Source organism: Streptomyces sp. NPDC052701, assembly GCF_040678355.1.
Taxonomy (GTDB): Bacteria; Actinomycetota; Actinomycetes; order Streptomycetales; family Streptomycetaceae; genus Streptomyces.
The window spans coordinates 660,170-686,922 of record NZ_JBFATO010000001.1 but is presented as its reverse complement, the minus strand read 5'-3'; the positions used below and the strand labels follow the sequence as shown (position 1 = coordinate 686,922).

27 protein-coding genes and 2 pseudogenes are annotated in these 26,753 nt (G+C 71.0%); 14 read left to right on the top strand and 15 right to left on the bottom strand.

The genetic code is table 11. The features are described from left to right. Positions 1 to 324: 324 nt before the first annotated feature. The 3 genes from AB0L29_RS02870 to AB0L29_RS02860 all read right to left on the bottom strand — a co-directional run bounded on the left by AB0L29_RS02870 (position 325) and on the right by AB0L29_RS02860 (position 4,567). Positions 325 to 1,305 carry a LysR family transcriptional regulator gene (locus tag AB0L29_RS02870; RefSeq protein WP_365822603.1) on the bottom strand — a complete coding sequence of 327 codons (981 nt, stop codon included), beginning with the start codon at positions 1,303 to 1,305 and terminating at the stop codon, positions 325 to 327. Between the two features lie 240 nt (positions 1,306 to 1,545). Continuing rightward, positions 1,546 to 4,041 carry a hypothetical protein gene (locus AB0L29_RS02865; protein ID WP_365822601.1) on the bottom strand — a complete coding sequence of 832 codons (2,496 nt, stop codon included), beginning with the start codon at positions 4,039 to 4,041 and terminating at the stop codon, positions 1,546 to 1,548. 400 nt (positions 4,042 to 4,441) lie between these two features. Next, the gene (locus AB0L29_RS02860; RefSeq protein WP_365822599.1) at positions 4,442 to 4,567 is read right to left on the bottom strand and encodes a hypothetical protein; all 126 of its coding nucleotides are present in this window, start codon (positions 4,565 to 4,567) and stop codon (positions 4,442 to 4,444) included. Positions 4,568 to 4,570: 3 nt separating this feature from the next. On the opposite strand from AB0L29_RS02860, the gene AB0L29_RS02855 reads away from it, so the two are divergent. Next, positions 4,571 to 5,155, top strand: coding sequence for a transposase (locus AB0L29_RS02855; protein WP_365822597.1), 585 nt, complete (start codon positions 4,571 to 4,573; stop codon positions 5,153 to 5,155). Here the strand turns inward: AB0L29_RS02855 and AB0L29_RS02850 are convergent. Then, positions 5,130 to 5,753, bottom strand: coding sequence for a LysE family translocator (locus AB0L29_RS02850; protein ID WP_365822595.1), 624 nt, complete (start codon positions 5,751 to 5,753; stop codon positions 5,130 to 5,132). The genes AB0L29_RS02855 and AB0L29_RS02850 overlap by 26 nt on opposite strands. 205 nt (positions 5,754 to 5,958) lie before the next feature. On the opposite strand from AB0L29_RS02850, the gene AB0L29_RS02845 reads away from it, so the two are divergent. Then, positions 5,959 to 6,534 (top strand): CGNR zinc finger domain-containing protein, encoded by a 576-nt coding sequence (locus AB0L29_RS02845; protein WP_365822593.1) that lies wholly within the window; start codon positions 5,959 to 5,961, stop codon positions 6,532 to 6,534. A 461-nt stretch (positions 6,535 to 6,995) separates the two neighbouring features. Here the strand turns inward: AB0L29_RS02845 and AB0L29_RS02840 are convergent, their stop codons facing one another. Then, a complete protein-coding gene (locus AB0L29_RS02840; RefSeq protein WP_365822591.1) occupies positions 6,996 to 7,601 on the bottom strand; it encodes a TetR/AcrR family transcriptional regulator in 606 nt (201 codons plus the stop codon). 93 nt (positions 7,602 to 7,694) lie between these two features. On the opposite strand from AB0L29_RS02840, the gene AB0L29_RS02835 reads away from it, so the two are divergent. Beyond that, positions 7,695 to 8,897: an MFS transporter gene (locus AB0L29_RS02835; RefSeq protein ID WP_365822589.1), complete on the top strand. Its 1,203-nt coding sequence runs from the start codon at positions 7,695 to 7,697 to the stop codon at positions 8,895 to 8,897. Between the two features lie 87 nt (positions 8,898 to 8,984). Here the strand turns inward: AB0L29_RS02835 and AB0L29_RS02830 are convergent. From AB0L29_RS02830 to AB0L29_RS02810, 5 genes and pseudogenes are all read right to left on the bottom strand, one after another. Further along, a pseudogene (locus tag AB0L29_RS02830) lies at positions 8,985 to 9,422 on the bottom strand (transposase family protein); the annotation flags it as partial. 819 nt (positions 9,423 to 10,241) lie between these two features. Continuing rightward, positions 10,242 to 11,135, bottom strand: coding sequence for a universal stress protein (locus AB0L29_RS02825; RefSeq protein WP_365822587.1), 894 nt, complete (start codon positions 11,133 to 11,135; stop codon positions 10,242 to 10,244). A 135-nt stretch (positions 11,136 to 11,270) separates the two neighbouring features. Beyond that, positions 11,271 to 12,320: an SPFH domain-containing protein gene (locus tag AB0L29_RS02820; RefSeq protein WP_365822585.1), complete on the bottom strand. Its 1,050-nt coding sequence runs from the start codon at positions 12,318 to 12,320 to the stop codon at positions 11,271 to 11,273. Between the two features lie 3 nt (positions 12,321 to 12,323). Then, the gene (locus tag AB0L29_RS02815) at positions 12,324 to 12,755 is read right to left on the bottom strand and encodes an NfeD family protein (protein ID WP_365822583.1); all 432 of its coding nucleotides are present in this window, start codon (positions 12,753 to 12,755) and stop codon (positions 12,324 to 12,326) included. A 340-nt stretch (positions 12,756 to 13,095) separates the two neighbouring features. Beyond that, positions 13,096 to 13,686: a TetR family transcriptional regulator gene (locus AB0L29_RS02810; protein ID WP_365822582.1), complete on the bottom strand. Its 591-nt coding sequence runs from the start codon at positions 13,684 to 13,686 to the stop codon at positions 13,096 to 13,098. Positions 13,687 to 13,756: 70 nt separating this feature from the next. Between AB0L29_RS02810 and AB0L29_RS02805 the strand changes: the two genes are divergently transcribed. Then, entirely contained in the window at positions 13,757 to 14,344 is a 588-nt protein-coding gene (locus AB0L29_RS02805) for a dihydrofolate reductase family protein (RefSeq protein ID WP_365822580.1), read from the top strand. A 215-nt stretch (positions 14,345 to 14,559) separates the two neighbouring features. Here the strand turns inward: AB0L29_RS02805 and AB0L29_RS02800 are convergent, their stop codons facing one another. Further along, the gene (locus AB0L29_RS02800; RefSeq protein WP_365822578.1) at positions 14,560 to 15,318 is read right to left on the bottom strand and encodes an HAD family phosphatase; all 759 of its coding nucleotides are present in this window, start codon (positions 15,316 to 15,318) and stop codon (positions 14,560 to 14,562) included. A gap of 526 nt (positions 15,319 to 15,844) precedes the next feature. Between AB0L29_RS02800 and AB0L29_RS02795 the strand changes: the two genes are divergently transcribed. After that, a complete protein-coding gene (locus AB0L29_RS02795) occupies positions 15,845 to 16,510 on the top strand; it encodes a ScbR family autoregulator-binding transcription factor (RefSeq protein ID WP_365822576.1) in 666 nt (221 codons plus the stop codon). 203 nt (positions 16,511 to 16,713) lie between these two features. Here the strand turns inward: AB0L29_RS02795 and AB0L29_RS02790 are convergent, their stop codons facing one another. Together AB0L29_RS02790 and AB0L29_RS02785 are read right to left on the bottom strand one after the other, a co-directional pair. Further along, complete coding sequence (locus AB0L29_RS02790) at positions 16,714 to 17,013, bottom strand: DUF3566 domain-containing protein (protein WP_365822574.1); 300 nt, start codon at positions 17,011 to 17,013, stop codon at positions 16,714 to 16,716. 497 nt (positions 17,014 to 17,510) lie between these two features. Continuing rightward, positions 17,511 to 17,732 carry a hypothetical protein gene (locus AB0L29_RS02785; RefSeq protein ID WP_365822572.1) on the bottom strand — a complete coding sequence of 74 codons (222 nt, stop codon included), beginning with the start codon at positions 17,730 to 17,732 and terminating at the stop codon, positions 17,511 to 17,513. Between the two features lie 349 nt (positions 17,733 to 18,081). On the opposite strand from AB0L29_RS02785, the gene AB0L29_RS02780 reads away from it, so the two are divergent. The 3 genes and pseudogenes from AB0L29_RS02780 to AB0L29_RS02770 all read left to right on the top strand — a co-directional run bounded on the left by AB0L29_RS02780 (position 18,082) and on the right by AB0L29_RS02770 (position 19,158). Continuing rightward, positions 18,082 to 18,366 carry a hypothetical protein gene (locus AB0L29_RS02780; protein WP_365822570.1) on the top strand — a complete coding sequence of 95 codons (285 nt, stop codon included), beginning with the start codon at positions 18,082 to 18,084 and terminating at the stop codon, positions 18,364 to 18,366. A 109-nt stretch (positions 18,367 to 18,475) separates the two neighbouring features. Then, positions 18,476 to 18,619 carry a hypothetical protein gene (locus tag AB0L29_RS02775; protein WP_365822568.1) on the top strand — a complete coding sequence of 48 codons (144 nt, stop codon included), beginning with the start codon at positions 18,476 to 18,478 and terminating at the stop codon, positions 18,617 to 18,619. Positions 18,620 to 18,631: 12 nt separating this feature from the next. Continuing rightward, a pseudogene (locus AB0L29_RS02770) lies at positions 18,632 to 19,158 on the top strand (serine hydrolase). A gap of 136 nt (positions 19,159 to 19,294) precedes the next feature. On the opposite strand, the gene AB0L29_RS02765 reads toward AB0L29_RS02770, so the two are convergent. Next, positions 19,295 to 19,765, bottom strand: coding sequence for a hypothetical protein (locus AB0L29_RS02765; protein WP_365822566.1), 471 nt, complete (start codon positions 19,763 to 19,765; stop codon positions 19,295 to 19,297). Positions 19,766 to 20,074: 309 nt separating this feature from the next. Between AB0L29_RS02765 and AB0L29_RS02760 the strand changes: the two genes are divergently transcribed. The 5 genes from AB0L29_RS02760 to AB0L29_RS02740 all read left to right on the top strand — a co-directional run bounded on the left by AB0L29_RS02760 (position 20,075) and on the right by AB0L29_RS02740 (position 24,018). After that, on the top strand, positions 20,075 to 20,749 hold the full coding sequence (locus tag AB0L29_RS02760; protein ID WP_365822564.1) for a response regulator transcription factor: 675 nt from the start codon (positions 20,075 to 20,077) through the stop codon (positions 20,747 to 20,749). Positions 20,750 to 20,856: 107 nt separating this feature from the next. Continuing rightward, on the top strand, positions 20,857 to 21,312 hold the full coding sequence (locus AB0L29_RS02755) for a hypothetical protein (RefSeq protein WP_365822562.1): 456 nt from the start codon (positions 20,857 to 20,859) through the stop codon (positions 21,310 to 21,312). Positions 21,313 to 21,342: 30 nt separating this feature from the next. Next, a complete protein-coding gene (locus tag AB0L29_RS02750; protein ID WP_365822560.1) occupies positions 21,343 to 22,188 on the top strand; it encodes a HAMP domain-containing sensor histidine kinase in 846 nt (281 codons plus the stop codon). A gap of 61 nt (positions 22,189 to 22,249) precedes the next feature. Continuing rightward, entirely contained in the window at positions 22,250 to 23,110 is an 861-nt protein-coding gene (locus AB0L29_RS02745; protein ID WP_365822558.1) for an endo alpha-1,4 polygalactosaminidase, read from the top strand. A 299-nt stretch (positions 23,111 to 23,409) separates the two neighbouring features. Then, positions 23,410 to 24,018 (top strand): hypothetical protein, encoded by a 609-nt coding sequence (locus AB0L29_RS02740; RefSeq protein ID WP_365822556.1) that lies wholly within the window; start codon positions 23,410 to 23,412, stop codon positions 24,016 to 24,018. A gap of 137 nt (positions 24,019 to 24,155) precedes the next feature. Here AB0L29_RS02740 and AB0L29_RS02735 read toward each other — a convergent pair whose 3' ends face one another. Further along, positions 24,156 to 24,971 carry a M23 family metallopeptidase gene (locus AB0L29_RS02735; protein WP_365822554.1) on the bottom strand — a complete coding sequence of 272 codons (816 nt, stop codon included), beginning with the start codon at positions 24,969 to 24,971 and terminating at the stop codon, positions 24,156 to 24,158. A gap of 480 nt (positions 24,972 to 25,451) precedes the next feature. Here AB0L29_RS02735 and AB0L29_RS02730 point away from each other — a divergent pair, with 480 nt between their 5' ends. After that, entirely contained in the window at positions 25,452 to 26,576 is a 1,125-nt protein-coding gene (locus AB0L29_RS02730; protein WP_365822693.1) for an SH3 domain-containing protein, read from the top strand. The last annotated feature ends 177 nt before the right edge of the window (positions 26,577 to 26,753 follow it).

Sequence of the window (26,753 nt, the reverse complement as noted above, 5' to 3'; positions counted from 1 at the left end):
CGGATCGAGAAAGACGCCGATGAGGTCCTGGACGATGTGCGTGACCACGCCGGTGAGCACTTCTCCGTCGAGTTCAGCCTGTCGGCGGTGGCGCTGCTGACGGCACTGGGCCGCACGCGGTACTCGTACCCGGAGCAGAGCCGCACCGGGCCGCCGGCGCGGACGGCGGCCCGGTGTCGAGCCCGGACGGCGGGGACGGCTCGCTCGGCGGCTCGGCGGACGGACGCACCGGCCTCCACTGCCGATCGGCGGCGAGGGTCGTCCGTGGTGCGGCGTGCGGAGGAGCGGGGCCGGAGTGCGCCGACGGCCACGCCCGGCCCCGCGTCACCGTCCGTCGATCCGGCCACGGTGGTCGAGGGCGCGGCGGCGTTCGGCGCGGACCGCCCAGTTCGGCACCCAGGTGCCGGCGGCGCCGGGGCCGGCCGCTGTGGCGGCGAGGTGGGCACGGAGGGTGGCCAGTGCTGGGTGGGGGTTGTCGCGGTGCCAGAGGAGCGAGTGCGGGTAGACGGGCGTCGGGTCGGTCACCGGGATGCGGCGCAGGCCGTGACCGGCGGGCCAGACGAGGCGGGTGTGCGCGCCCATGAAGGTGGCCAGGGCCGGGGTGTCGGCGATGGTGTCGAGGAGCGCGTCGGAGCCGAAGTTGGGGCCGGTCGCCTCGATGGTGAGGCCGAACTCGGCGACGAGGTCGTCGTAGTAGGCGGCCCACTCGGTGCCGGGGATGATGCCGGGCATCCAGATCCGGTGCCCGGCGAGCTGAGCGACGGTCACCGACCGGGCGCCCGCCAGCGCGTGGGCGGGTCCGGTGAGGAGCTGGAGCGGCTCGTCGAGCACCCGGACGGCCTCGATGTCGTCGGGAAGGGGCCGGCCGGGCGCGGCGACGGCGCGGAAGGACGCGTCGATCTCACCGCACCGGACGGCGGTGACGGCCGTTTCGATGTCGAACAGCCACACCACGTCGAGCTCGATCCCGGGGTGCGCGCGGTGGAAGCCGCGCATCAGGCCCGACGCCGCGCCGCGCGAAGCGATCACGTCGACGCGCAGCGGGCGGCGGCCGGGGCGCACGGACGCGGCCGCGCGCTCGGCGACGCGCAACAGCTCGCGCGCGTGGGCCAGGAACGCCTGCCCGTCGATGGTGAGCTCGGCGCCGCGCGCGGTGCGGGTGAACAGCCGCACGCCGAGGCTGCGTTCCAATGCGGCGATGCGCTTGGAGACGGCCTGCTGGGTGACCGCCAGCTCGGCGGCGGCCTCCTGGAACTGACCCGCGTCGACGACGGCGACAAAGGTGCGGACGGTATCGAGGTCCATATCGACACCTTATGGGTACAACCGTTGGTTGTGGCCGAGCGGTCCTGCGGTTGTCCGGTCCCCAGGTGCAGACGCTGCTCGGTGCCGGGGCGGGGCGGGGCGGGCGGCGCGTCCCGCCGGCCGCCGCGGTCGTCCCCGCCACCCTCGGCGGCCTCTTCCTCACCGCGCTCGGCATCCACTGGCTGCACCGGGCCGCTACCGAGGCCGCCGCGTGTTTTTCCAGCCGTCACACATCGATGATCAGCGGTGGCCGTGCCCGTCTCCTTCACCGCACCCTGGGCGCTCGCCGATCCGTGCGACGCCGCAGTGGTACACCTCGACCGACGGCAGGGGCGGCTTGCTGACGTCCTCGATGCGCAACAGGGTGATGCGCTTGTCGACGGGTTCACCCCCCTCGGCGGAGAACTTCACCGTGCCCGCCGCTCCGGAGAAGGGCTGAATCTCGTTCTTCCGCAAGACCTCGGTGTGGACGACCACCGGGTCGATCCGCTCCGGTTCCCACGGCCGGCCGTCGGGGCGCACCCGGGCCGTCAGCGTTTCCACGGCGTCCAGGAGGAGCATGGCCGAGTCGTACGCGAGTCCGACGCGCTCCCCCACGGGTTCCCCGCCCTCGCCCTGGCAGCGCGGGGGCGTGAGCACGCCGTCCGTGCCGATCCACTTCAGGAAACTGTGGGCGGTCTGGTCCGTGCCCTGGCGCACCCGCCGCCGCAGGGACTCACAGGTGGCGAGTGCCCCCTTCGACACGTAGGTCAGGGGCAGGCCGGGCGCGTGGTGACGCAGCGAGGTGTTGGCCACGTAGCGGTTGACGGAGTCGTCGGCAACCAGGTGACGCGGCGGGTTGCCGTCGCACTTCTTCAGCGCCTGCAGGAAGGAGCTGAACTCGGACCAGCGGCCCGCGAAGAACACCATGCCCTGATAGCCGCAGACCTCGCGCAGGTCCGTCCCGCTGGTGAACGGGGTCACCGGGGTTTCGAGGAGGTCCACGAGGTCGTCCTCCAGATCGTTCAGCAACGTGTCGACGTAGAGGTCCTCCTCGCGGCTGGATCCCTGGCCCACGGTGTAGTAGACACGCGCCTTCTTCACATGAAGGACGTTGCGAGCGTACGCGGCCACCATCCGGGACTGGTCCCTGTTCGGCGCTCCCAACTGCAGGTACAGCTTGGAGTTTTCGGCGAAGCCGTCCGCGGAGAGAGTGGGGGCCACCACGGGGAGACCGGCCTGGTGGAGTCGCCGGAGGGCCGCGGCCGTGGTGGTCCGGCTCTCCACCAGGCCGACCACTCCCACGACCGGGGCATCGCCGCCCCGGCGTGCCAGGTCCTCCACCATGCCGACCGCGGTGGCCGCGTGTCTCATCTGGAAGCCGGCGTTGGCGACGACGATCCTGACCAGGGGCACGGCGTAGTCGGTTGCGGCGGCTTGCAGTCCCTGGTGCTGCGCGACGGCCAAGCCCTCCAACTCCTCCCGCTCGGCGGCGTAGGCCTCCTCGTCGGCGCGTGTGGGGCGACCGGTCAGCGAGCCGAGGTAGACGATGGTGACGTACGGTCGGCGCTTTCCGCTCCGCAGCCACACGTCGTGCACCTGTTCGTTGTGGGAGAAGATCTTTTCCTGGATGCGGATCAGCTTCTTCTGCCCGGGCTGGTCGTTGAACGTAAAGCTCGCACTGTCGCTGTAGCCGATGCAGTCACCGCCGATGCCGCGCACGGAGACCTGCCCCGCGAAGGGCCGGTGCAGGCAGTCGAGCCCGCCGAGCCGCTGCACGGTCCAGCCGAGGAGAGGTGCGAGGAGGACGAGGCACAGCGCAGTGGCGACGGTCTTGCTGCGGGCCGGCCACGGAGGCGGAGGCACCTGGATCTGGAGCACATCGGCGGCCTGTGCGGCGCTCGTCACACCGTCCGCGTCGATGGGTAAGTAGTCGAGGAACGCGGGTGGGTCGGCGCGGTCCACGGCCCTCTCCACGTCCCTCAGGGGAAGGGCGTTCTGCGGCGGCAGGTAGGCGGTGAGGACAGCGGGCGCCTGCGCGTCACCGGCGCAGATCACCAGCAGGGGATCCCTCTGTGCCGTCTCCCTCCGGACCTCGTGGACGAGTCTGAGGAAATGGTGCGCGGGGTTGCCGGGAGCGGCCCCCTCGATCACCACCACCGGGTAGGCCGTACGCCGCCACCCCTTCATGCTCCAGGGCCGGCGGGCGTAGGCCGCCCTCAGGTCCTCCAGGAAGGCGTGGACCTGGAGCTTGTCGATCTTGTCGGGCTCCTCCCCGGCGCGGGCCGTGGCGACGAGCCGCTCGGTGAAGGCCAGGAAGGAGCCACTGTTGCGGGCGAGATACGGTTGGCGCAGGAACCACTTGAAAGGGCGCCCGATCCCCGGGAAACGCCCGGAGACGGCAGCACGGAAGAGCGCCGCCGGGACGCCGTACAGGAGCAGCAGCCACAGCACGGTGAGGACGAAACCCTCGGGGGGCTGGAAGCGCTCCTGGCGATTCCCCTGCGCCGAGCGCCCCCGGCTGCGCAGACGCGCGGCTATGACAGCGGGACGCACGTCGGCGTCCAGGCCGTCGATCTCGTCCCAGAGCCGACGGTCCATCATCCACGCGGCAAGAGTCGAACGCGGGAACCACAGCCGCTCCCCGCCACTGTGGTTCGCGAGAGCGACGCGCAGCTCCTTCAGCATCTCGAGCAGATCGCCCGCCTCCGTCTTGCCGCGGGGCAGCTTCTCCTGGCAGTTCAGGGCCCTCAGCATCGCGGAACTTCCGCTTCCGCCAATCCAGATCAGCGGAAGGCGGCTCTGGGTACTTCCGGTGCGCCGGACGAGGTGACCGACAAGGCGGAGAAGGCTGTTGCCCTCCCATCTGTCACCCGGCGGGTCCCCGCCGGAAGCCCTTGTGCCCTCCCCATCGCGCCAACGCGCACGAAGCATGGATTCCTCCCCCTTGAGTACCGGCCGCGTCAACCACGGCCTCAGGCGCGTAGGTTGTAGCAGCCGGGTAGCGCAGGGATGCGCTTTCCCAGAGGTTCTTCCCTCTTCCGGGGGGTTTTCGATCGTCCGATGCGCATGCCCCGGCGTTGACCTGATGCAAGCTGCCGCGGTGGCCGAGCCGCGGGACCGGACGCGGTCGGCGAGCACCGGGATGCCCTGGCCCTTACAGATCTGCATGGTGGGCACGGGCCGCCTTCTTGGCGTCGGGTGCTCTGCGCCGCTTGTCGGCCCAGTCGCGCATCGCCTCGACGAGCGCGTCGGCGTCGTCCCGCAGGGTTCTAGAGGTCATCTCATGTGGCCGAGTGGTCTGTCGGTCGTGGTGGGGATCATTGAGCGGCTGGTGCCGGATGAGCCGTGGGAAGTGTTCCAGAGGGTTGTGCCGGAGGGGCCATCGCGGCCTCGAGGTGGCGGCCGGCGCCGGCATGGCGACCGTGAGGTGCCGGCGGCGATCGTGTTCGTGGCGACGTCGGGTTGCCCGTGGCAGCGGTTGCCGGCGTCGTCGTTCGGCCTGTCCGGAGCGACAGCTCACCGCCGGTTCACAGAGTGGACGAAGGCTCGCGTGTGGGGCAAGCCGCATCGCCCGGTCCCCGACGAACTCGGCTCTCGCGGCAATCCGGACTGGTCCCGCTGCGCGATCGACTCGGTGAACATGCGGACTCTGAAAAAGGGAGGCGAGCCCGCCCAACGGCTCGGCCGGCACCGCCGGACCATCGAACGCACGATGGCCTGGCTCGCTGGATGCCGTCGGCTCCATCGCCGCTACGGGCGCAAAGCTGAGCACTTCCTCGCCTTCACGAGCCTCGGATACACCCTCATCTACGGTCGCAGACTCGCCAAACGAGATGACCCTCTCAGGTCAGAAGAATTTCGACAGTGATCGCCACTGCCAGCACAACATAAACGGCGCACGCGGCATAATTCAGCACAGCCGTCGCTTTTGTTGAGCCGGTGAGTCGCACATGAAAGAATCCCGACAACACTCCGATACACCCGTAAAGAATTACCTCCATCAAGACATTGATTGCACCGAGAATCGCCATCTGCAATTCAGGATTCTCTGCATTCCCCATGAACTGCGGAAGTACCGCGAGGTAAAAAAGAATTATTTTCGGATTCGTCAGGCTGACTAACACTCCTCGCAGATACCACCTACCTGTCGCGATATCGCCGTGCCCATTGATCGCGCGACGCGCGCTTCGCATTGTCACGTACGCCAACCACAGCAGATACGCTGCACCCAGTATTCTCACCGCATCAAGCACCGATGGGTGCGATCGGGCGATCTCCCCCATCCCGGCAACGACGGCGGCGGCATAAACACTCATACCCGTCCCTATACCGAGGATGGCTCTCAGCGCGGACAGGCGACCGCCTTCGAGGCCCACTGCGAGCATGTAGGCCATATCAGGCCCGGGCGGAGCGAGGAAGAGCAGGATCACCGCAATGAAACTCGGCAGTACCGCTAAATCCACCATAGTCAACTACCTCCGGCTTCGGCGTGGCGTGCCAGGAGTCCCTCGATGCCGACAGTGATCGATCCGCGCCGAGTCGCCCCAGTCGGTGGCCGGGCGCCTGCTGCTGACCTTGGAGGAGTCCATGGGACCCCCGACTCGACGCAGAACCACCTGTGACGGTTCTAACATGTTTGCACTTCAGGTGGCAACCGGCTAAGGTGGTTCCGTGGCTACTGTCTACTTCCCTGAGTTTCGCCTCGGTAAAGTGCTGGCGACCAGCTTCACGGGAACCCTGTCAGAGCGTTACGGTGAAACTCTTGAGCGAATTCCTGTACCCTCTCGGCTCGCAGACTGGTTGGCAGTCAATGGACTCGCGGTCGACTCCTGCACCCAGTCCCAGCTCGACCGGGCTCGAGAGCTGAGGGAATCAATTCATACAGTTGCCACCGCCGTTGCAAACCAGAACCCGCTTCCCTCTTCAGCCGTCCAGGTCATCAATGACTGCAGTACTCAGGGTCTGGCCTCGGCGGTCTTGACGTCCGAGGGCGGCCGGAAATGGCGGCTGAGTTCTTCTTCCGTGGAAGATGCGCTCAGCGTGATCGCCGCCGATGCGATCAGTCTCCTTGCGGGAGAGCGGGAGGGAAAGATCTCCTTGTGCGCATCGCCCACGTGTCGAGCCGCTTTCTTGGACACCAGCCGAGGCGGCACACGGAAATGGTGCGACATGAATACGTGTGGAAATCGCGAGAAGAAGGCACGCTTCCTCGCCAACAAGCGCAACAACTCAAGCCTTGCCGGCTGACCACTTCCATGCGTTCACCGGCATCGCCTCTCCCCTCGTCCGCTGGCGCAGGCTTGCCAAACGAGACGACCTCTCACTGATCTTTTCGTTGGTTCGGTGGGGTCGGTGGGTGGATGGTCAGGATTCGGTGGCGTCTGCGACGTCGGCGACGTGGTGGCCGACGAGGTTGGCGAGTTCGCGTTTCTCGAGCGACGACCACAGCAGTTCCACCGGGTTGACCTCAGGGGCGTAGACGGATAATCGCTCGGGGGGTCAGCCAGTCCTGTTCGGCGGTCCAGGCGCGCATGGCCCGGCTCCCGTGGGAGGACAGTCCGTCCCGGACCAGCACCACTCGCTCCCCGCGGCAGAACACCTTGAGCTGTTCCAGAACTTCGATGAGAGCGGTGGTGTCGTAACTGCCGGGCTTGAGGTGGAAACACAAATGGGGCCCGCGGTCGGGGGTGCCGGTGTGCCGTTGGTGGTCAGGAAGGTGTCGTCGGCGTGGGCCCCAATGCCCGGATCGCGACGTCGATCGCGGTGGCCAGGCGTGCGGGGTCGTGGCCGGCGCGTTCTCGGACCCGCAGCCCGAGAACCGTGGTGAACAGCAGTTCCACGGCGGCGTCGGCGTCGAGATCGGTGGGCAGTTCGCCCTTGCGCCGCCCCTGGAGCAGCAATGAGCGCAGTGCCTGCCGGGTGACCTCGAAGGCGGCCTCGGTACGCCGGCTGACCTCGCCGTCGGTGGTGCCGAGCTCGGTGGCGGTATTGACCACGAAACAGCCTCGACCGGTCTCGCCGTCGGGCGGGCAGGTGACCAGCCACAGCATCCAGTCCCGCAGCACGTGCCGGATCGGCCGGCTGTCGGCGCCCAGCAATCGCTCGGCCTGAACGGACTCCGTGGCCCGGTAGTGGTCGAGCGCGCGCAGGAACAGCGTGTGCTTGTCCTTGAACGTCCGGTACAGGCTGCTGGGCGTGAGCTTGAGCTCGTCACCCAGATCACGCACCGAGGTGGCGTGGTAACCGCGTCGCCAGAACAGCTCGGTCGCCCTGACGACCGCGTCCTGCTCGTCGAACTGCCGGGGGCGTGCCATGCCCCGAGTCTACCGAACTTGTGGAGCGATCGCTCCCATACTACTGTCCTCGCGTATGGGAGCGATCGCTCCCGAACTGATGGAGGAGACGCAGTGACGACCGCAGAACAGTCCGACGCCTTGAAAAGCGCCCCGCAGGCATTACAGAAGAACCACTGGTTGGCGGTCAGCGCAGTGGCCTTGGGAACGTTCCTGCTGGTGACCGCCGAGCAACTGCCGATCGGCCTGCTGACCGCCGTGGGGTCGGCGCTGTCGGTCCCGGAAGGAACAGCCGGACTCATGGTGACGGTGCCCAGCCTGGTCGCCGCGGTCGCGGCACCAGTGGTTCCGGTACTCGTCGGCGCACTGGACCGCAGACTCCTGCTGCTCGGGCTGATGGCGTTGATGACCCTCTCCAACGTGGCATCGGCCGTGGCGCCGAACTTCGCCGTCCTTGTGTCGTCCCGGGTGTTGGTGGGGGTGGCGATCGGTGGCTTCTGGGCCATCGCCAGCGGCCTGGCCGTCCGGCTCGTATCCACCGAGAACGTGCCACGCGCCACTGCGATCGTCTTCGGTGGCGTCGGAGCCGCGAACGTGTTCGGCGTCCCGCTCGGCACGCTGATCGGTGAACTCACCGGCTGGCGCATCGCCTTCGTGTCGCTGAGCGGCCTGGCGCTCATCACGCTGATCACCCTGCTGGCCGTGCTGCCGTCGCTGGCCGCCTCGCAGGCCGTCCGGCCGAAGCTGTTGATGGAGCAGTTCCGCAACCCGGGTGTGCGCATCGGGATCATCGCGACGGTCTTCATCGTGTTCGGGCACTTCTCGGCCTACACGTTCGTGAGCCCGGCACTGCAGAGGCTGTCGGGCATCGACGAACGCTATGTCGGTCCGCTGCTGTTCGGGTTCGGTGTGGCGGGCATGATCGGCAACTTCGTGGCCGGCGCGGCGCTCTCGCGCAGGGTGCACCGGAGCGTGCTGATCACCGCCGTGTCTCTCGCGGTTGCGATGCCGCTCTTTCTCCTGCTGGGCCGGACGACGGTCGGCGGCGCGATCTTGCTGATCGTCTGGGGTCTGGCCTACGGAGGCGTGTCGGTCGGCCTGCAGACCTGGATGATCAAGGCCGCGCCGCAGGCGGTGGAAGCGGCCTCGTCTCTGTGGGTGGCGGTATTCAACCTGTCGATCGGCCTCGGCGCGCTGGTCGGCGGCGTCATCGTCGACGCACTCACCCTCCAGGGCGTTCTGTGGCTCGGCGGCGCCTGCGCCCTGGCAGCCGCGCTTGCGGTCCGGAGCGCCCGCACCGACGAGAACCTGCGATGACCGAGATTCCTGTGTCACGCACCTGAGGCTCGACTTGAGCGTGCCCCCGTCACGGCGCACTTTCAGCGTTGCCGCTCCAGGGCGGGGACGGCCGGGCAGCGCGGGCGAGATCCACAGAAGTCGCCCGGCCGGATCGGTCACCACCTGCACGTTCACCCCGTGCCGACGGCGCTTGTGGGAGTAGCCGGTCCGGCCGTCCCCGACCCGGTCACACTCCGCCAGGGCGCCGTCGAACAGGACGTAGTCGGGGTCGGCTTCACGCAGGGCGCACAGCAGGCCGGGCGCACGGTCGGCGAGCAGGTCGATGACGGCCGCGGTGCAGGCGTGGGCGGTGCCGATGGAGACGCCGAAGCCGGCCGCGAGTCGGGCGAGGGTGTCGTGGCGGCGCAGGTGCGCCGGGCCGACCGGGGCACGCTGGTGCGGCGGGAGCTTGCAGCGACGGTCACCCTCATGGGTGACGACGAGCATGGTGGCCCACTCGGCCAAGGCGTGAGGCAGGCCGAGTGCGGCCGGATAGGGAACCAACGAGGCTCCTATGCTCGCGAGTTGAGAGGCCGAGCACTTCCCTCAACGGCACAGGAGCCACGTGCGTTGCGGACACCGACGTGTTCATCCGATCGGTGGCCACGCGGAAAGAGCTCACCGAACCTCTTTCGTTCTGTGGCGTCCTTCCCCGCAGGCGCCGTCCTGGTACCGGTAGACGCCGTGTTCGCCCCGGCGGTCGTGAGCCGCGCGGAAGTGCCCTCCGAACCGCGGCGGTTGCCGAACGTGGAAAGCGGCATCACCGACGGGCTCGTCCTTCCGGTGGTTCTGGTCCTCGTTGCCGCTGCCGGCCCGACCGGAGGCCACACGGCGGGCGTCCTCCGGGAGGATCGCCCCGGAACTCGGAGCCCGGGCTGCGGCCGCCGGCCCACCGGCCACCGGGATCATTCCGGTCGGCACGCAGTTCGCTCGGCGGGAGAAGCTGGTGCCCCGTTGCGGCGCTCGACGCTGCCCTGCAGGAACAGTGCCGTCCGGAGTTCTGCTGCCCTTCCTCGTCGGAAGACCGCAAAGGCCCGTCCCGGCTGGGGGGCGGTGCCGGCTCCTCCCCCAAGCGCATGGGCACCGCGCAGTCGAGCGCGGGCAAGGAGCGCGATGCCCCCGGGTGAGGAGAGAGTCCCCGCCGAGGGCTCGCGGGGTGCCGGCCGTCGGTCCGCCGCGGTCGGTGTGCAGCCGGCCGCGGGACACAGGCGGTGCGTCGGAGCGGGGCACGCGCATGAAGCCGGCAGCGCCGTCACGTCCTACCGGGGCGGAACCCCGGCCGTCCCCGGGCAACCCGTGATCCTCCATCGGCCGGAGAGTGGCTCAGTCGCCGTTCCGCCCAGGGACGACGGCCACGGGGCACTCGGCCGTGTGCAGTACCTCGGCGCTGACCGACCCGAGAAGCAGCCTCTTCACCCCGGAGCGGCCCCGGGATCCCACGACCAGCAGGTAGGCGCCGCGGGCGGCTTCCGCAAGGACGGTCGCCGGCCTGCCGTGCGCTATGCGCAGGTCCGCCTGCACCGACGAGTACCGGTCACGCCGTCTGGCGATCTCCTTCTCCAGGAAGTCCCGCGGCCCCTGGTCCAGCACCTCGAAATCCGAAGGCACCATTCCCATCGGGCCGGCGGGGACCATCCCGGTGGGGTAGGCGCCGTGCACCACCTCAAGGCGCGCGCCCAGCAGGCCGGCTTCCTGGTACGCGAAATCCAGGGCCCTCGGCGAGTCGTCGGCCGGGTCCGCTCCGACCACCACACGGCTGTCCGGCCGGCCGCCGGTGTCTCCCGGGCGGATCACGATCACCGGGCACCGGGCGTGCGTGGCGACCTGCAGGCTGACCGAACCGAGCGGCAGCCGAGGGAACCCGCCGCTGCCCCGGTGGCCGATCACGAGCAGGCCGGCGTCCGCGGAGCGCTCGATCAGCGCGGCCGCGGCGTGGCCCACGGGAAGCTCGCCCGCTACGGCAAGGCCGGGGAACTCGGAGCGTGCGAGGTTTTCATACCGCTCCACGAGTCGTGCTCCGGCCCGGACCTCCCGGTCCTTCTCCTGGCTGCCCCCTGCCAGGCCGCCTGGCAGGGAAGAACGGATGACGTGGGCAACGCGGAGCCGGCCTCCCCAAAGCACCGCCTGCTGCGCCGCGAAGCGCACGATCTCCTCCTGGTCCGGGCCGTCGTCGATGCCGACGACGATGGGCTGGTCCGGTGGGACGGCGTCAGACATGGCTACGCTCCGCTCCGCTTTACGAGGCCGGCGTTGCGCGACTCCTCGTGGGGCGCGACGGGACGGCCGCGGGTGGGTTCATGGACCGGACGCCCCGCGTCACCGGCCTCCGGGTGCCGACCGCCGTGGCGGGGGTCATCCATTCCCGCCGACGGGGTCGGAGGCAAGGGGGCTGCCGGAGGCGGCGCCATCTGCTTTGGCCGCGTCGGCGAGGGCCTCGGCAGCGGCTTCCGCTGCTTTTGCCGTGTCGTCGGCAGCCTGAGCGGCCATGTCGTCCGAAGCTTTCCTGCGGGTGGCCGGCGACCGGGGCAGCGCCTCGCTGAAGGCGCGGGACACGTTCTGCAGCGCGGAGGTGATCTCGCTGGGGATGACCCAGAAGTTGTTGCCCGGGCCCTGCGCGAGCTGGGGCAGCACCTGGAGGTACTGGTAGGCGAGCAGTTTGGGGTCGGGATCGTTGCGGTGCACGGCCTGGAACACCTCGTCGATGGCCCGGGACTGCCCCTCGGCCTTGAGGATCTCGGCGGTACGGTTGCCCTCCGCGCGCAGGACGGCGGCTTGCTTGTCGCCCTCCGCGGTGAGGATCTGCGACTGGCGTTGTCCCTCGGCGCCGAGGATCGCGGCCCGCTTGTCGCGCTCGGCTCGCATCTGCTTCTGCATCGCGTCCTTGATGGTCTGCGGGGGGTCGATCGCCTTGATCTCCACTCGGTTGACCCGCAGCCCCCACTTTCCGGTGGCCTCGTCCAGCACGCCACGGAGCTGGCTGTTGATGGTGTCACGTGAGGTGAGTGTTTTTTCCAGATCCATGGAGCCCACGACATTGCGCAAGGTGGTGACGGTGAGCTGCTCGACCGCCTGGAGGAAGTTGGCGATCTCGTAGAAAGCCGCGCGCGGGTCGGTGACCTGGAAATACAGGACGGTGTCGATTTCGACGACCAGGTTGTCCTCGGTGATGACGGGTTGCGGTTTGAAGGAGACGACCTGCTCCCGCAGGTCGATCACTGGATGGACGCGGTCGATGTAGGGGATGACGAGGTTCAGGCCGGGTGTGAGCGTCCGGTGGTAGCGGCCGAGCCGTTCCACGTTGCGGGCGCGTGCTTGGGGCACGATGCGTACCGCCCGCACCACGGTGAAAACCGCGATCAGCGCCACGATCAGGCCAGCGATGAGGAACGCCGAAGCTTCCATGGTTCATTCCCGTGGGTAGACGAGGGCGGTGGTGCCGGTGATCTCTATGACGTCGACGGCCGCTCCTGGAGGAATCACCAACGTCTCGTCGTAGGCACGGGCCGTCCATTCCTCGCCCCCGATGCGGATCCTGCCGTCCCGGCCCGTCACCTCCGAGACGACATAGGCAGCGCTGCCGACCAGTGCGTCGATGCCGAATCGCTCCGCCTGCGGCCGGAGCACATGGCGCAGCGCGACGGGGCGCACGAACAGCACGGTGACGGTGGCGACGATGGTGAACACCAGGAACTGGAAAGGAAGTGAAATTCCGAGCGCGGCGCATCCCGCCGTGACCAACGCGGCCACACCCAGCATCCCGAGCGCGGCGGTGAGTGTGAAGATCTCCGTCACCGTCAGCGCTGCCGCCACGATCAACCAGATGAGCCATGGGTCCATTGCGTGCCCCTCTTGGCGGACGCGGATACCGGGTGGCCGACATCCTCCGTTCGCCGCCGATACGGCGTATCTGCGCGACCGGAGGAAAAAGAGCCCGGCGGGACTGCGCCGGGTCATCGCACCCAGGAAACTAGATCACATTTTCGATAGGGAAATTTTACCCTGTTCGGCCGATATGGATTCCTTGCAGTGCCCTCCGAGTGCGGCCATGCCGCCCATCAGCGGCTTTCCGGCTCCTTGTCCGGACCCGGTCACCGGAATCACCGGCACCGAGCCCTTTCCGTCCTCGGTTCGAGGTGCCGGAGTGGAAGGCGCTCACGGCACCGGGCCGGGCGGGCACTCAGCTCGGACGGGGAAGGCTCGCCGTCAGCCGTTCGACCGCGGCCGTCACGAGCCGTTCGCGCTCGTCCTCCGAGAGCACGTCCGGGAGGGTGAGCTGCTCGACGATCAGCCAGTTGAGCGCCAGGTACAGCAACTGGACGGCGGTGGCGTCGCCGGGCAGGCCGGATTCCTCGTGGTAGGCCACATTGGCCTGGAGGTCGGCACGCACCTGTTCGGTCAGCATCGCGCGAAGCCGTGGCCGCCGGGTGGCCTCCAGGCGCAGTTCGAGGAATGCGAGGTAGCCGGTGCGGAAGTCGCTGATCCGGCCGACGAGTTCGCGCATCAGCACCGCGTAGGCCTCCCGGTCACGGGTGCTCGCCCGCTGCCGGGCGAGGGTCGCCTCGTCGGGCCGGAGCCGCTCGTAGACACGGGCTCCGGCCTGGGTGAGCAGATCGTCGCGGTTGGCGAAGTAGTTGGAGGCGGTACCGGCGGGCACGCCGGCCTCGGCGTCCACCGCCCGGAACGTCAGGCCGCGCGCGCCCTCCCTGGCCAGGACCTCGATGGCGCCGTCCACGAGGGCCGCCCTTCGTTCATCATTCCTGCGCACCATTGACGTCACCCCATCTGCAGTACTACGTTCACAGCACTTCATGCAGAGTACTACACATGGAGTTGTTTCGATGCGAGAACTCGTCTACTACGTCGCCGTCTCCCTCGACGGCCGGATCGCCGACCCCGGCGGGGAGGTCGACTTCTACCCGGTGGGCGACGATCGGCAGGCAGCCGCCTACAGCGCCTGGATGAACGAGCGCTGTCCCGACACCGTTCCCACCGCGATGCGCACCGCGCACGGCTTGGCGGACGCACCCCATCACCACTTCGACACCGTGCTGATGGGGCTGGGCACCTACCGCGCCGTGCTGGCGGCGGGCATCACCAGCCCATACGCCCACCTGCGTCAATACGTGGTGTCGAGCACGCTCGGGGCCGCCCCCGACCCGGATGTGACCGTGATCGGGGACAACCCGCTCGGCCTGGTCCGCAAGCTCAAGGAAGAAGAAGGGAAGGACATCTGGCTGTGCGGGGGCGGCCGGCTCGCGGGTGCCCTGTTGCCCGAGGTCGACAGGCTGATCATCAAGAGTTATCCGGTGGTGGCCGGGGCCGGCGTCCCGGCGTTCGACGGGGAGTTCGACCCCACGCTCTTCAGCGTCACGGAACGCCGGTCGTTCGCCAATGACGTCACGGTCACCTGGTTCACGCGGCGGTAGCCCGCCCGGGGGACCCGTCACCCGGCCCTTCTCGATGCCGGGCCGTTCGCCGTCCATGCGGGTGGCACCGCGCCACTGCGTGCACGGCGCGATGCCGCAGCCCGGGCCGCGACCGAAGCACTGAGGGGCAGGGGAAGGCCATCGAAGCGGCCGGCGCGATGTCCCTTCCCGCCCGCCCCTCTCCCCCGCCGCCCTCCCTCCGCCCCCGCTCGGCTTCAGTCCCGTCCGCTCGCCTCGGTCCGTCCCGGCACCCGTGCCCGGACCCACGCCAGGAGTTCCGGCGAACGCAGTGTCGGCACCCACAGGTCAGCCCGGCCTGCGCCCTCCCCAGCCGGCCGGGGGCCCACTCCGAGCACCCGCAGCCCCGCTCTGCACGCGGATTCGACACCCGTCAGGGAGTCCTCGACGGCCAGCGCCGCCTGCGGTGGGACGCCGCACAGTCGCGCCGCCGTCGCGTACACGTCCGGCCACGGCTTGGGGCGCACGATCTGCGGCCCGTCCGCCGCCGGGTGCACGCCGCCCGCGGCCGGCGCCGTACCGGAGGGGACGACGATGTGCTGGAAGTGACGACGCAGTCCCGCCCGGCCGAGGCTCTCCTCCACCACCTTCAGGGGGCAGTTGCTGGCCACGGCGAGCGGCAGACGGCCGGAGAGCAGCCGCACGAACTCGCCGGCCCCCGGCATCGTCGCGGGATCGTCGGCCACGAGCGCGAGGAAGTGCTCCAGCAGCGCCCTCGTGAGGTCGGCGGCCAGCTCGGGTTTGTGCGTTTCCTCGGCCATCAGCCGCCCGCAGTCGGCGTAGTGCACCCCCTTGGCCCTTTCCGCGAAGCCGGGCGGAGGGGTCAGCCCGAAGGCGGCGAAAGCCCGGTTCCGGGCGTCCTGCCAGTGGCGTTCGTTGTCCATCAGCGTTCCGTCGCAGTCGAAGACGACGGCTTCGGGGGACCAGTCGAGAAGGGGCTGTGTCTGAGTGATCACGGTGGCCTCGTGGGGGGAGGGGCGGTCAGGCTCGTGGCGGGACCGCGGATCAGGTGGGGTGCGACTCCCCGTGCCGGGCGCGCGGGGACCGTATGCCTCCTCCGGCGCCCTCGTACGGACAGACGGCCTTCAGCCCGGGCAATCCGCCTCAAACGGGAAACATCGCGACTACTACGTTATTTTTGCTGCGCAGTGATGTGCAATCACTACTTCGAGTGCTCGACAAAGACCGGGATACGGGTGTAAGTCGCAGCCGGTATCCGGTGGGCGGCCGGTCGCCCCGCGTCCTTCAATCACGCGCGGGCTCCGAGAAGTTGAGGCGCATCCGGGAAACAACTGCGAACCTCCTCCTCCGGACGGAAGAGGTCAGTCCGACACCAGGAACCACGCCGCAGATGGCCTCGAAACCACCCGTGAGCGTTCACTGTCGAAAAAATGCGCAATTACAGCGCACAGAAGTCGCTAATTACCTCCGGCGTACGCGGGCGCACTACATTCTCGGTCGTCCGGAGAACGCTGAGCGAAGGTGGACGGCACGGTGCAGGAACGGGCGAGGGCAACCCGCAGATCTCTGCTGGAGGCAGCCGCCTGCCTCTTCGCCGAACGGGGCTACGCCGCAACCAGCGTCAACGACGTGAGCGCGAGGTCCGGCCGGACCAGCGGCTCCGTCTACTTCCACTACGCCAGCAAGGAAGGACTCGCCCTCGCCGTCATCCGGGACCGCTTCGCCACCTGGCCGGGCCTCGCCACGCGGTATGCGAATCCGGCTGTACCACCCCTGGAGCGCCTCGTCGCCCTCAGCTACGAAATCGCGCACGCCCTGGCCGAAGACACCCTCACGCGCGCGGGCGCACGCCTGTGGGCGGAACGCGACGCCATCGACGTCCCGCTTCCCGATCCCTTCGCCCTCTGGACGGCCGCCGCCACCCGTCTCCTCGCCCAGGCCCGGGCCGCCGGCCACCTCGCGCACCGGGTCCGCCCCGCGCCGACCGCCCGCACCCTGGTCCGCGCCTTCTTCGGCCTGTGCACCCTCACCGAGGCCCTGGAGGGTCCCCAGACCATCGCCCACCGGCTCACCGACTGGTGGCACCTGACCCTGCCCTCCCTCCAACGGGGCGCCGACCCGGCGGAGACGGTGGGGAGGGCGCGGGCCGGGGTGACGAGCAAGGTGGCTCCCAAAGTCACTGTCTGACGGCTGCTTTCGAACAGCCCGGCGGCGGCCGGCGGATCGGGCCCGGCCCCGCCCTGTCCGACCCCGGCGAAGGCCGGCGGCCGATCAGCACGGTCCTGCGGTGCTGCCTGCGGCAATCGGCGCGATCATCCACGCCGGCCGACGCCCGGAGCGGCTGTGCGCACGACTCGCTCGTGCATGCGCACGCTCCTCGGGGCCGCGTCTCACTCGGGTGCGTCCTGGGCCAGTGTCAGTTCGACACCGCCGATGAACCCTGCCGACAGGTTGTAGGCGAAGGCGCCCAGCGTCGCCAGCACCGTGACCAGCACCACCTCGAGGACCGTGACGGCAGCGGTGATGACCAGCATCCAGCCCAGCGACGGCCACGGGTCCTGGCCGATCGCGCTCAGCAGCGTCCACAGCACGGCCACCGTCACGATCACGCACACGCCCAGGGCGAGCGAGACGAGGAAGGTCACCGTCATCACCGACCACGGGTCGGTCCTCGCCATCCGCAACCGCACTTTCCGGGCCCCCGCCGTGTGGCGGCCCGCCGCCCCTGCCCGGCGCGCGCCGACACCGTCCCGCCGTGCCCTGGCGGACCCCTGCGCCTGACCGGCAGACGACTCCTGCCCGTGATCCTGCTGCTCGGGCGAGCGGTGGGGCGCTGTCGTGTCAGAGGCCTGGCGGTGCTCCGGCTGCCGGCCGTGCGAGGCACTCGGGTCCGCCCGCGTGGTTTCCTCCGGCGCTGCCGCGGTGCGCTGGTCCCCGGTACATGCCTGTTTCCGACAGCTGCCTTTCCCGGTGGCGGAACGCCCCGTTCCTGGGGAGCGCCTCCCGCCGTCACCGTTCTCGTTCGCTGCGCGTTCGGCTGGGTTCACGACAACCGTCCTTACGCCGTCTCAGGTTGTCTTCTCCGCGTTCACTGCGCTCGGTACCGGTTGTGCGGCGCATGGCGCCGGGGACCGTACGGCCGGCGGTACGTGTGTCGCGTGCAGGCGGTCATGCGGCCGGGCGGCCGTCAGTGGACGCGGTCGTGGAGATCGGCCAGGGCGACCGCCCAGCGGATGTACTTGTTCCGTCCCAGGTCGCCGATCGTGCTGACACGCAGGGCCTGGAGGGCTTCGCCGTGCTGGTCGCTCACGCCCTGCAAGGCGGCCACGGGCGCGTCCAGTACCTGCTCCAGCGGCAGGTTCTCGTACCGTTTGTCCAACACCTTGTCGAGATCGACGCTGACGGGCATCTCGGGCCTCCGGAATTCATGGATGCGTACCGGCATGACGGGCCGGCCCGGCCGTGCGTCCCCTGCTTGGCCACAAGGAGACGGGCCGGCCCGGCCGCCCATCCCATGCTTCGTCGGCACCCGGCCGCCCGCACCCTCGATACACCCGACCGGGTACGGGACCGGCAGACAGCCCGGCTGTCGGCAGGCCGGCCCGCCACCGCCCGACGACGGCCGCATCGCGAGGGAGCACAGAGCGGGCCAGGCCGTCGAGTGCGGCCACCGGGCGACCCTGACTCACACATCACCGAACGTGACGATCGATTGGATTTCATTCGACGCCACCCGCCGTGGCAGGAGACCTCCCCGCATGCCGGTCACCGATGCGGAACTGCACGCCGGGTACGAGGCCGAAGTCGAGCGGTTGGCGGGACGTCTCCTCGGCGCCCTCGACGGCACCGGGGGCGCGTTCGGCTTCTCCCGGCCACCTGGCAGGGCCGGGCTGGCCGCCGTACGGGGGTTGGGACCGGATCCCTTCGCCGCCGGCTCTTCGGACGCCCCGTCCGACGACGACGGAATTGCCGAGGTCCTGGCCGAGGCGTACCGGGTCTTCTCCCGCCGCGGGTGGCGACGACGACCTGACGGCCTGGCATGACCGGGTCCCCGTCCGGCTCGCGGGCCGTGGCAGCCTGGGCGTACCGGTGTCCGTGCAGGATCCGGCCTGTGCTCCGCCCCTCGGCGATTGGCACCTTCGGTCCCCCGGGTTGACGCGGCTCGCCCTGCTGGCGCTGCCGGGTCCCGACGGACCGGTCCACGCCGCCGTGCGGGCCGAGTCGCTGGCCCTCGCGGGGGGGGCGGTACGAGCGGTACTGCGCCGCGACCACCGCGCGGCGGCCCGCCTGACCTGATCCAACTACGGTATGGCGCTGCTCGGCCGGACCCTCTGCGAGAGCACCGGGACCGACTGCCCCGCTCTCCTGGCCGAACGCGTGTGCCGCCCCCTCGGTCTCACCGCCACCCGCTGCGGGCCGCCGCCCACCGGCAGGCCACCGGGCACCGCGCCGGCCGTCCGGTCCCGCCGCTCACGCTGCCCGCCATGCCCGCGGCAGGCGTGATCCGCTCGACGGGCCAGGACCTGCTGCGCTACCTCCACGCGCACCTCCAGCCCCAGGGCGCACCCCTCGCGGCGGCCCTGAAGGAAGTGCAAGAGCCCCGGCTGCGCTCCCGGCGCAACGGCGACCACCTCTGCCTGGCCTGGCGCCTGCGCGACGTCGGCGGCACCGCTTTCCTCCTCCACTCCGGCACCACCCGCGGGTTCACCGCCTTCGCCGGTTACGTCCCCGAGACGGGCACCGCCCTCGCGGCCTCGGCGAACGCAGGTCCGCACCGCGGCAACCACTTCGTCCGGAGCGCGTACGCCGCCCCGAAGCACCTCGTGCACCGCTGAGACGAAGGGACCGCGCTTCATCGAGGGCCTCCCGCGCGAAGGCGGCGCCGCGGTCCGGCGGTGCGGGCGGCGCCGGTCAGCCGCCGGTGGACAGCAGGCGTTCGCCTTCCTGGGAGGGTGTGGCGCTCCTCCTCCTTCAGCCGTCCAGCTCCGCGCAGAGGGTGCCCACCTTCTCGTGGGCGGCCACCGCCTCGGCGCCCTTCACGTCATAGGTCTGCAGGCGCCTCGTGACGTTCTGCAGGGCTTTGTCCAGAGCGTCGTAGCGGTGATCCAGCAGGGCCGCGGAGCGGGCCAGCGCGGCAGCGCCGGCGGCGCGGTCGAAGTAGGACCCGGAAGTGCTGCGGTCCTCGCTGAACACCTTGCTCAGCGGCGGGACCCGGCTCCACGCCCGGCAGGCGCCCGCCGCATCAGCCGCTGCGTCGTCCAGGCCGGTCCCGGACGCCGCGCTGTCCGGGCCGGACCACAGCAGCCAGCCGACGCCGATGCCCGCACCGGCGGCGACGACGGCGGCCGCCAGCGGCGCGATCCACCGGGAAGGGGCGCGTCCGCCGACGGCAGGAGGCGGCGGGGTGGAGGGGAGCGGCGGTACGGGGGCGGACGCAGTCATCGAAGCGGCTTCCTTCGGCACGTGGGCGGGCGGCCCGTTCCCGGGAACCGGCAGCAAGTGAACCACTTCCGTCACCGGCCACGCTGCCGGAGCCGGATGTCGATCTCCTCGGCGTCGGGGACCACTTCCGGCAGGAGCTGTCGGAGGGTCAGGCCGACGCTGGGGCTTCCGGGCCGGGCCGCCGCAGGGTGCGGGAGGCCGGAAGGAGCTGCCTACTATGTCGTCCCCCGGTCCCCGCACCGACCCGCGCAGCCGCGCGCACCCGCCTTCCCCACGCGCCGGCCCGAGCCCGAAGGACTGATCGGAACCATGCGCGTGCTCCTGGTCGAGGACGAAGAAGACCTCCGGTATGTGATCTCGGCGGGCCTGCGGGGCGCCGGGTACGCCGTCGACGCCGTGTCCGACTGGCCCGACGCGGACGTCATGCTCGACCTCGTGCCCTACAGCTGTGTGGTGCTCGACCGCAGGGTGCCGTCCGGGGACACCCTGTACGCGCTCCGGGAGCGCCGCCGTCGCGGCTGGACCACGCCGGTCCTGTGCCTGACGGCCCTGAACGGGCTCCCGGACCGGGTGGACGGCTTTCGTTCCGGCGCGGACGACTACCTGGCGAAACCCTTCGCCATGGAGGAACTCGTGCTGCGCGTCGGCAGTCTCGCCCGCCGGGCGCCGCAGCGGCGTCCGGTGCACCTGCGACACGCCGACGTCGAGCTGGACGAGGCCCGACGCGAGGTGCGCCGCGCCGGTGTCCTGCTGTCCCTGACCCCCAAGGAGTACGCGGTCCTGCGTCAGCTCCTGCTGCACCGGGACGAGGTGGTCACCCGCACCGCGCTGATCGACCACTGCTGGGACGAGATGGCCGACCCCGTCTCGAACGTCGTCGACGCGGTCGTCGCGGGCCTGCGGCGCAAGCTCGGCGCGCCCGCCCTGGTCCGGACCGTGCGCGGTCACGGGTTCCGGCTCACCGGCAGCGCGGACCCGTCGTGACGGGCGGCCCGGACGGGGAGCGGCCCGCGGGACGTCCGCGCCGCGCACCGCGGCGACAGCTCCTGCGGCGGCCGGTGAAGGCCCGGGGCACCCGGACCGCCGGTGCGGTGCGCGGTACGCGGCCGTCCCCGGCCCGCAGGCGCCTGGGCCGTCTCCAGCGGCGGCTGACCCTGGCGTACACGCTGATCACGCTGGCCGGGGTGGGGGCGCTGTCCTGGCTGGTGATCCGCACGGACGGACGGTCCTGGCAGGCCGCCGAGTACGACGAGATGCGCCGCCGGGCCGCGGTGACCGCCTCGCTGATCTACTACACCGACGCGGGGATCCAGCTCGACGGCCTGGACGACGACGAGGCGACCAGCGGCCGTCCCCAGGTGCTCGTGCTCCAGGCCCGCGGCGACGGGCTGCGGCGCGTGTTCACCTCGCGCGGTCCCGCGGCGGACGTCGCGGCGGACGCGGTCGTCCGGGTGGCGCGCACGGCGATGACCCGCGACGACACCGTGCGCGCGGAGGGCCGGGCGCGTGCGGGACGGCCGGTGTACCTGCTGGCGCTGCCCTTCTAGCACGACTGGACGCAGAAGACCTCGGGCGCCGTGGTCGTGGTCGGCGACCCCGCCGAGGGACGGAGCGAACACCGTCGGCTGGTGGCGGCGGTGCTGTCCGGTTCCGCGCTGCTGGTGCTGCTCGCCGCCGTCACCGGACACGTGCTGTCCGGGCGGAGTCTGCGCCCGGCGTGGGAGGCCCTCGACGCGCAGGAGCGGCTGCTCGCGGACGCGGCGCACGAACTGCGCACACCGGTGGCCGTGATGCGCGGCTCGGTGGACATCGCGGACGCCGACCCGGACGGGCTGCACGCGCACCTGCCGCGCCTGCGGCGGGCCACCGACCGCATGACGGACGTCGTGGACAGCATCCTCACCCGCGGCCGGCTCCAGGCGGCGGACGCCTTCCGTCCCGTCCCGCTGCGCCTGGACCAACTCGTCGAGCGGGTCTGCGAGGAGCTGCCGCCCTCCCGGCACACGGTGACCCGGTACCTCGGCCCGTCGGTGGTGACCGCCGATCCGGAACTGGTGCGGATCGCGGTGCGCAACTTGCTCGCCAACGCCCTGCGGCACGGACGGACCCCCGGCGACCCGCAGGACCGGGCCGAAGTGGACGTCACGGTCCGGGGCGCGGCGGTGACGGTGGCCGACCGGGGCGCCGGGGTGGATCCGGAGGGCCTGCCCGGTCTGCTGGTCCGCTTCCGCTCCCCCGGCGGCGGCACCGGCATCGGGTTGTCGCTGGTGGGGGAGATCGCGGCCGCGCACGGCGGAGACGTCGCGGTACGGCGGCGGCCCGGCGGCGGCTCGGCCTTCGTGCTCACGCTGGGGCCGGCGCAGCGGTCGGCGGGGCACCGCCGGGTACCGCGGCGTTCCCCGGACCGGGATCCCGCCTCATGAATTCCTCACGGTTCCCGGCCCAGGATGTACGTGTCAGTACGCACCTCGCACAGGAGTCCGTGTGTCGAAGCACTCCGCCGTCCCCTTCCTCCGCCGCAGAAGCACCGTCGTCGCCGGGGCCGTCGGCGCCGCTGTCGCCCTCGGGGCCGGCCTGACGCTGTCCGGCGTCCTCGCGGACACCCCGGCCGCGAAGACGGAGCCGAAGGTGGTGCGCCCCACGGCCGGCGCCCCGTTCGACTACCAGATCGGCGGCGCGTACACCCCGGCGAAGGGCGTGACCGTCGTGTCGCGCGACCGGTCCGCCGAGCCCGCGAAGGGCCTCTACAACATCTGCTACGTCAACGCGTTCCAGGCGCAGCCCGACGCGCTGGGCTGGTGGCAGAAGAACCACCCCGACCTGGTCCTGCGTGACGAGGGCGGGCGTCCGGTGATCGACGAGGACTGGGACGAGGCTCTCCTGGACACGTCGACGGCGGACAAGCGCACCCGGCTCGCCGAGGTGGTCGGCGCGTGGGTGGACGGCTGCGCCGGAAGCGGTTTCCAGGCCGTGGAGCCGGACAACCTCGACTCCTACGAGCGTTCGGGCGGCCGTCTGACCAAGGCGCACAACGCGGCCTTCGCCAGGCTCCTGGCCGACCGGGCGCACGCCGCGGGCCTCGCCATCGGGCAGAAGAACACCGTCGACATGCTGCCGGACCGCACGCGGATCGGCTTCGACTTCGCCGTCGCCGAGGAGTGCGGCCAGTACGACGAGTGCGGCGACTACGCCGAGGCGTACGCGAACCGTGTCTTCGTGATCGAGTACGAGGACAGCGGCTTCAGCCGGGCCTGCGCGGCCTTCGGCGCCAAGCTGGGCATCGTCCGGCGCGACCTCGGCGTCGCCCCCCGCGGATCCGGTGGCCACGTCTTCCGGACCTGCTGACCCGGGCGAACCTGCCTGCCGTGGCACCGCATTGAGGGGCGCGGCGAGCGGGTGTGTCCCGCGCGGCGGGCGGTCGGGGCGGATGTGAGCGGATAGGCCGGTCACTCGGGTCCTTGGGCCGGGCAGCGGGCGGCGGTGCGGGCGGGACGCGGGTCGGATCCAGCGGTGGCCGCTGTCGCCCAGGCCCCTCCACCGCGGGGATCCGTTGTGGCGTGGCACGAGAACGTGCCGGGGCAGGGCCATGGGCGGCAGGCGGTGGTCTACTGGTTTCCATGCCCCTTGCGGACGAAGAGCGGCAAGTGCTGAGAGCAGGTGTGCTCCTCGCGGTGGGCTCGTCGGCGGTCCTCGTCGGCGTCGGGGTTTTCTGGGGCTTCCCGTGGCAGCTGTTGCTGCTCCTCGTCGCCGGCACGATCGTGCTCGCCGGCCTGCTGTGCGCCATGTCGCTGCCCGCCGTGCGGCTCGACGCACGGCTGCGGGCGACCGGCCGCGACACGCTGATCACCTGGGCGGGCCGCAACGGGGGGCGTTACGGGACCGTCCCGGCGGAGTTCGTCACCGGCGGGAAGGGGTGGGAGCTGCCGGTGAGCCCGCTCTTCCGCGGCGAACTGCTGGCCGTGGGCCGCCGGGAGGGCGTCGAGGTGGGCATCGCCTGCTCCACCGTGGATGTCGGCGAGGCGGGAACCGCGTGGCACACGACGGTCCTGGTCCGCCTCCCCCGGGAACGGCCCCCGGCACGGCTGCGCCGCCGGGAGACACACCACCTGGACCTGCCGCAGAGGGTGGAGTCGGTGGAGACGGGCGGGCGGGCACTGTGTGTGCGGTACGAGGGGTGGCCCGAGGGGTCCTTGTGGCTGGACGCGCGGGTCGACGCAGCCGTTCGCCTGGCGGTGAGCCTGCCGGACACGTGACGTCACCGTGGTCGTCACCGGCAGATCATGACGTCCGCCGGCGGCGGCACCCTCACCCGCCGTCACGCACCGGCTCGTAGGGGCCGGCCCCGGACGTCTCCGGACGTCTCCGGGCCGGCCCGTTCATCGCGCCCAGGTCAGCAGACGGGGACGCCGGGGAGCTGCGCCGCGGGGTTGTCGATGTAGATGTTGCTGATGAAGCCGTTCTGGTCGCGCAGCTTGCTCCACCAGTTGTTGGTGTAGCCCTCCGCGTTCACGGTGTCGCCCTGCTTCTGGCACAGGACCCGGACGCTCGTGGGTCCGCTGAGCGTGGCGACCACCGGCGCGCTGAGGTAGGCGTCGCTGCGCACCCGCACCCCGCTGCCCCAGGTGGTGAACGGCACGCCCGCGCCACCGCAGGCGTTGTCACTGGTCAGGAAGTACTGGTGGTAGCTGCCGGGGTAGGCCAGCGCGGCACCGTTGATGCGGATGTCCTGGCCGACGCCGTTGTAGAGCTGTTCGTAGTGGATGTGCGGGCCGGAGGAGTTGCCGGTGCTCCCGGTGGTTCCGATCTGCCGGCCCTGCTCGACGTAGGCACCGTCGGGAACGCTGTAGGCGGACAGGTGGAAGTAGTAGGTGCGCCAGCCGCCGCCGTGCTCGATGACTATGTAGTTGCCCGCGCCGTTCGCCTGGTAGTGCCGGTAGGCGGTGCCCGCGGCGGAGGCGAGGACCGGGGTTCCGCTGGTGGTGCCGCCGTCGGCGCGGACGAAGTCCAGTGCGCGGCGGACCTCGGCCGAGTGATGGCTGTAGGTCCACTTCTGACCGCACGGGTAGGGGGCCTTGAAGTTCGGCGCCGCTGCCACCGCGGCTCCGGTGGTGGTGGCGGCAGCGGCCGGCCGGACCGGGACGAGCAGCAGGCCGGCCAGTGCGATCAGGCCGGTCAGCGCTGTGGTCCAAAGGCGTCCGAGGGGCATCGCGCATCGCTCCTTCGTGGGGAGAGCAGCTGAAGACGCCGGCGTCCGAGCGGACGGCGGGCCAGGGCACAAGGTAGGGACGGGCCTGGTGCGGCACAAGGAACGGACGGTGTCTTTCGTTCAGAACGCAATGTCTTGCCCATGACAAGTTTGACGGTCCATCATGCGTGGCCGGGGCGCGGCCGGTTCGCGCCGCCGCGGGTTTCGCCGGCATGACGGACGGAGTGGGCAACGGTGCGACAGGGATGCCCGGCACACCGGGTCTCGGTACGTACGGAACAGCAGGTGCCGGCATGTCCGCAGCACCAGGCGGCGGACGTGCCCGGCCGTGGCCCGCGGCTCGGGAGTTCTCCGGCTGTGTCCGGAGCATCCGCCGCCCGGCCGTCGGCAGGGACGTCCCGTCGCGCTCGGCGCCGTGCCCTGCGCCGCCTCGGCCGGTTCGTGACCCTCGCTGTCGCCCTGGGGGCACTGGGCACGCTGATGACGGTGTCCGCCTCCGCCGCTTCACCGCCCCCGTCGCCGGACCCGGACGTCCCCGCCGGCGTCACCGCCGGCGTCGCCGTCTTCGACCGGTCCACCGGCCGGTTCACCGAACTGCTCGACGAGGAGAGGCAGTTCCGGTCCGCGTCGGTCGTGAAGCTGCTCCTGGCCCTCGACGTCCTGTGGGACCTCGGGCCCGACCACCGGGTCCCGGCCGAGGACCAGGCACGGCTGGAGGCGATGCTGCGCAGCAGTGACGACGGCGAGGCGAGCCACTACTGGTCGCAGCGGGGCGGCAGCCGGATCATCGAGCGGATGGCCGCCCGGCTCGGGCTGACCGGCACGGCTCCCCCGCCCGCCACCCACCCCGGCTTCTGGGGGTACACCGCCCTCACCGCGTCGGACACCGTGCGGATCTACCGCTACCTCCTCGACCGCGCTCCCGCCCCCGTACGGGACGTCGTGATGGGCAGTCTGCGCCGCTCGACCCGGTGCGCGAACGACGGCTACGACCAGTACTTCGGCATCCCGTCGGCGTTCACCGGCCCCTGGGCGGTCAAGCAGGGATGGTCCGGCTTCGCTTCCGGCGGCTGCACCGCCGACGGGGAAGCACCGGCGCCCGCCGCCCCGGCCTCCGTCCACGGCGCCCGGCCTCACGGGGCGTCCACCGCCGGCCGCCCCCCGGCCGCCGTCGACGGCGGCGGGGTCGATCTGGCCGGTGGGGCCCTGCACTCCACCGGCACCGTCGGCCCGGACGACCGGTCCATCGTGGCCGTCCTGACCCTGCACCCCGACGGCACGCCGTACGGAACCGCGTACTCCCGGCTGACCCGCCTGGTCGACTCGCTCGACGTGCCCGGCGCCCGGCGCCCTTCCGGTGTCCGCTTCGCCACGCTCGGCTCGGGAGTGCGCGTCCGAGCCGGCGCCACGACCGACTCCGCCGTCGTCACGACGCTTCCGGCCGGCGTGGAGGTCCTGGTCACCTGTCAGAAGCGGGGCCAGCCGATCACGGTCGCCGCCCGCAGCAGTGACTGGTGGGCCCATGTCCCCCAGTACGGCGGCTATCTGACGAACGTCCTCGTGGACACTCCCGAAGACCGTCTCCCCGACATCCCGGTGTGCTGACGGGCAGCCCCGGCCGCTCCCGCCGCGCCCCTGCCCGGGCGCTGCGCACAGGGCCCGTCACCGTCGGCCTTCCCCCTCCCCGGCACCCGGCGCGCACTCCGGCGCCCCTCCCCCGGCCGATGTCCGACAGTTCCGCGCAACGCCGTCCCACCCCACCCGGCACCCAAGAAACGGAGC